Genomic DNA, 3,772 nt, shown 5'->3' with positions numbered 1-3,772 from the left:
GTGTTGTACCTGTTGAGGTTGGTATATATGGGGGATTTGATATTGGTCGTGTTTGGGTAGACAACGAAGTTGTCCTTTCACCCGGACAAAATGAGGATGATTGGAATACCTCAGTAGGCGGGGGTATTTTCCTGAATGGCGCCGATTTTATGACTGCTAATTTAGGAGCATTTAGTTCTGATGACGGCTTGCGTATCTTCTTTGGTTTTGGGTTCGGATTTTAACCTATAAATCGCCTTTTTTATAGCAGGAAAGGCTACATTTGGGTCTTCAAAATTCATACGCAAATGAAACGCACTATTCAAATCATAGGTTTCCTGTCTTTCTTAGTTATAACCTCTTGTTCCTCCATCAAGGTAGTTGATGCCTGGAAGAATGAATCCTCTGTTGTAAATCAGTTTAAAGAGAAAAACGTATTTGTCGTTGGCAGAACGGCTGATAATACGGCCAGAATTGCCTTTGAGGAGGCCATAACAAATCAATTGCGCTCCCGTGGCGTAAAGGCCACATCTAGTTTTACCAAGGTACCTAAAATCTTTCCGAACAAGGAAATGTCGGAAGAGCGAGTAGCCCTTATGAAAAGCCTTTTGGCAAGCGAGGGATATGATGCAATTGTACTGACAGTAATAAAGGAAAAGGAGCAAAATACACGAACCTCTTCCAGCGGGATATATGTAGGTGCATCTTATGGGGCTTACTACCCAGGACATTATGGGAATTTCTACAACTATTATTCCTATCCCTATGCCACAGGGAATTACTATAATTCCTTTGGTGGATATGTGCCTCTAGGGGATACTACCACTGAAACCTATACGAACTATGTGCTTGAAACCGTAGCTTATAATTTAGGGGAAGGCGATGATAACCAGCTTGTTGCAGTTGTCACTACAACGTTAAACGACCCTAAAGGGGCTTATAAAACTGCAGATGCATATGCAGAAAAGATCTTCGAAAGCCTGCAATAGGTAAACAAGCCATGAAAAAGGTATTTGCATTCATAGTGCATGAGTTTAAGGAAATGGTATGGATCACTCTGTACTTTCTTTTTGCCTTTGGGTTTGTTGCGCTGATCAAATTCCTGGTCCTGTCACAGAATAAGATTGAATACTATCGCGTAATTGGCGTTTTAGCCGGGGCAGCTATTATGAGTAAGATCATTATGATCCTGGATAAAACGAAGCTGGCTAAAGCCTTCAAGGAAGATGCCTTATATAAAAACATCTTGTTTAAAACAGTACTCTATACCGTAGTAGCCGTTTTATTTGTTTGGCTGGAACACGCCGTAAAGATTTGGATCAATGCGGATTATAATTGGGCCGAAACACTACATGAAATTCAAACGCATCGCGATCCCAATCAAATGGCACTTGTGATCAGCGCCAGTTTTGTAACACTCTTGATTTATAACACCTTTGGATCGATTCGCGAATATTTGGGTGAGAAAAGTTTGATGCGGTGGTTATTGAAAGCAAAAATCAAAGAATAGACCGAAGTAATATGACCATGGATAAATTGAGGTCCCTATATGTTCTATTTGCATTTTTAATATTGGTTCCACTTGCCTTTTCATGCAAACAGGAATCTAAGACTACTGTTGAAAAAAAGATTGGAGAGGATGCTTTATCCTGTTGTCCGCCAAAGGGCAGAGCTGAGATCCTTGCTGCACAACTTGCGGATAGCACAAATCAAAACCTTGAAATGGTAATGATCCCAAGCGGGTCTTTTTTGATGGGGGCAGAAGGGCGACTCGCACTGAAGCGCGAATACCCTAAACATCCTGTCAAAGTAGATTCATTCTATATGGACATACATGAAGTGACAAATGGCCAATTCAAGGAATTTACGGAAGCTACAGGCTATGAGACAATTGCAGAACGTCCTGTAGATTGGGAAGAATTAAAGAAACAGTTACCACCGGGAACACCTAAACCTCCTGCCGAAAATCTCGCCGCAGGATCTATGGTTTTTGTGCCGCGAGAAGATGTGGTTGACCTGAGTAATTATTTCCAGTGGTGGGGATGGACAACAGGGGCCAATTGGAGAAGTCCGGATGGACCTGGAAGTTCCATTGAGGGGAAAGAACACCATCCGGTCGTGCATATTGCCTTAGCTGATGCACAGGCTTATGCTAAATGGGCCGGAAAGAGACTCCCAACTGAGGCCGAATGGGAATGGGCTTCGCGAGGTGGATTGGAAAATAACACATACCCGTGGGGTAACATAGATGTCAATCAATCACCATATCAGTGTAATTTTTGGCAAGGCACCTTTCCATCTACAAATTCCGGTGCGGATGGCTTCGTGCATACAGCACCCGTTGGAAGTTTTCATTCCAATGGATTTGGTTTGTACGACATGGGTGGTAATGTTTGGGAGATAACCAGCGATTGGTATGATGTGAACTACTATCAAACCCTTTCACAGTCTTCGAATACAGTTAATCCTAAGGGCCCGGATCGCAGCTTTAACCCACTGTCACCTTATGCGCAACACACTGTGATCAAGGGCGGATCTTTCCTTTGCAATGACAGTTATTGCGCGAGTTACAGGGTTTCAGCTCGTATGCCACTCGAGATGGATGCTGCAATGAACCATGTCGGATTTCGACTGGTAAAAGACATAAAATAATTAATGAAAATAAGATGCGTAAGCCTTTGTTACGGCCAACTTAAATACGTACCTTTTTAGTACGAATAATCAAACACTAAACAATCATGAAAACGATACGTAATACTGGATATTCCCTCCTTTTTTGCCTTACTTTTTTGGGATCAGGAATACTTTACGCACAGGATTATAATAATGAGATCGGATTTGAAGTTCTCGGACTACTCAATGCCGATCTGCAACTCACCTATGAACGCCCACTTGGAGCACATACAACATGGGGTCTTGGTTTGGGATTAAAAATGGATGAAGGCATCGTAAAGCTTTCCGGTTTGGATACGGAATTCATTCAAACGAATGATATAACCTATTCGGGATTTAAAGTGACTCCAGCGTTTAGATACTATCTAAATGAGGTCAGCGATGGCATGGACGGTTTCTATGTGGGGGGTTTTGCAAAAATTCAGCGATATAAATCCGACCTTCTAGGGGATTATGTCAATTCCAGCGATGAACAGTTTGTGGTAGATGTTGACGGGAAATTCAATGTTACCTCCTTTGGTGTAATGGTCGGTTATAAACTAGCCCTGGGGGAACGAATGAGTTTGGATTTTTTGATCGCGGGCCCTGGTTTGGCAAGTCACAAGTATGAGTTTACTAACCGGCAGCCTTTACCAGATGAGTTTTACGATGATCTGAACGATGACTTGAATAACTACAGTGTTCTCGATCTGATAGGGGCTGAGTTTGATTTTGAGGGAGGAAGCGGCGAGACAAGAGAGAGTTCATTCTCTTTACCTGCATTCCGGTACGCAATGACTCTTACCTATTCATTCTAAAAGAAAAGATCCGGGAAGCCCCGGATCTCTTATTTTCTATATTAATAATCTTTAGAGCCAATCTACTTTCAAGGGAGCCTCCAACTGAAAAGTTGCTGTAGTCCCTTTTGGAAAATGAATAACCGTTCCGGGCTCCAACATTCCTGCACCAGTTCCGATAGCTGCACCTTTACCAGCACCGCTCCAACCTCCAAAGGCTGCACCGATCCCAGCCCCAATGACAGCCTTACGGGCTGTACCTGAGCCTTTGTCCTCGGTAGTTACTACCTTGACTTCCGTTTTTACCTGACGTAAAAAGTTGTCTATAATAAAACCACCAACGG

The 3,772-nt window shown here is 42.8% G+C and carries 5 protein-coding genes and 1 pseudogene; 5 read left to right on the top strand and 1 reads right to left on the bottom strand.

The window, feature by feature from the left end; genetic code table 11:
- The 5 genes from ACR2MV_RS16535 to ACR2MV_RS16515 form a co-directional block, all read left to right on the top strand.
- Positions 1-224: hypothetical protein (locus tag ACR2MV_RS16535; protein WP_434023409.1), on the top strand; the 224-nt coding region annotated here is incomplete at its 5' end.
- 63 nt (positions 225-287) lie between these two features.
- Positions 288-968, top strand: coding sequence for a hypothetical protein (locus ACR2MV_RS16530; protein WP_434023408.1), 681 nt, complete (start codon positions 288-290; stop codon positions 966-968).
- 11 nt (positions 969-979) lie between these two features.
- Entirely contained in the window at positions 980-1,489 is a 510-nt protein-coding gene (locus tag ACR2MV_RS16525; protein ID WP_434023406.1) for a hypothetical protein, read from the top strand.
- 17 nt (positions 1,490-1,506) lie between these two features.
- Complete coding sequence (locus tag ACR2MV_RS16520; protein WP_434023405.1) at positions 1,507-2,631, top strand: formylglycine-generating enzyme family protein; 1,125 nt, start codon at positions 1,507-1,509, stop codon at positions 2,629-2,631.
- Between the two features lie 86 nt (positions 2,632-2,717).
- The gene (locus ACR2MV_RS16515) at positions 2,718-3,449 is read left to right on the top strand and encodes a DUF3575 domain-containing protein (RefSeq protein ID WP_434023403.1); all 732 of its coding nucleotides are present in this window, start codon (positions 2,718-2,720) and stop codon (positions 3,447-3,449) included.
- A gap of 51 nt (positions 3,450-3,500) precedes the next feature.
- Here the strand turns inward: ACR2MV_RS16515 and ACR2MV_RS16510 are convergent.
- Positions 3,501-3,772: pseudogene (locus tag ACR2MV_RS16510) on the bottom strand (hypothetical protein); the annotation flags it as partial.

Origin of the sequence: Lutimonas sp., from assembly GCF_051011215.1 — a bacterium.
Taxonomy (GTDB): Bacteria; Bacteroidota; Bacteroidia; order Flavobacteriales; family Flavobacteriaceae; genus Lutimonas.
Note: the sequence above shows the minus strand (reverse complement) of the source record. Positions and strands in the feature narration are given on the sequence as shown.